The organism is Protofrankia sp. CiP1_Cm_nod3 (genome assembly GCF_982290655.1).
This window is the reverse complement of the sequence record NZ_CEVIVD010000105.1, coordinates 15,542-16,291: the sequence shown is the minus strand read 5'-3', so window position 1 is coordinate 16,291 and position 750 is coordinate 15,542. Positions and strand designations below refer to the sequence as shown.

General features: G+C 68.5%; 1 protein-coding gene. It reads right to left on the bottom strand.

Translation table 11 applies throughout. The features are described from left to right. Positions 1 to 415 (bottom strand): cell division ATP-binding protein FtsE (locus AC5LUJ_RS17795; protein ID WP_493465334.1); only part of this gene is annotated, 415 nt, incomplete at its 3' end. Positions 416 to 750: the final 335 nt, after the last annotated feature.

Below are 750 nucleotides of genomic sequence, written 5' to 3'. Positions count from 1 at the left end.
GCTCGTCGGGGTAGCGGTTCTCCTTGCCAGCGAGCCCGACCAGACCGAGCACCTCGGGCACGACCGTGCGGACCACGTGCCGCGGACGGCCGGTGACGTCCATGGCGAAGGCGACGTTGCCCGCGGCGGTCCGGTCCGCGAGCAGCCGGAAGTCCTGGAAGACACAGCCGACCTGACGGCGCAGCAGCGGTACCCGACGGTCGGGGATGCTCGCCACGTCCCGGCCGGCGAACTCGACCACGCCGGAGGTGGGCCGCTCCTCCCGCAGCAGCAGCCGCAGCAAGGTGGACTTGCCCGAGCCGGACGGGCCGACCAGGAAGACGAACTCCCCTGCGGTGATCTCGAGGCTGATGTCGTCCAGGGCGGGCCGCGTGCCGCTATGGTAGCTCTTGGTCACCGATGTCATACGTATCATCGCGGGCACTCCCGGCTTTCGCGGATCTCCGGGCACGCGGTCGTGGCCGCCCCCGGCTCCGGACGGGCGGATGCCCCGACCGCCGGCGAAACGATCCCCGGGCGCGACGGCTCCGCCCTCGCTCCCGCCCCTTCGCTCAAAGCCATGATCGCATATCCTTTAACCATAGAGCATCAATGTGGACACACTGCGTCATCATCAGATGCTAAAACAAGATCTCTTTTAGTTACCCGACGCACATGTCCGGATGTCGACATGTTGGTGCGCGGTGCACGCCGACGGATGCACGGCGCGCACTGCCGATCACGCGCCGGCACGTTGCCCGCGGGCCCGCC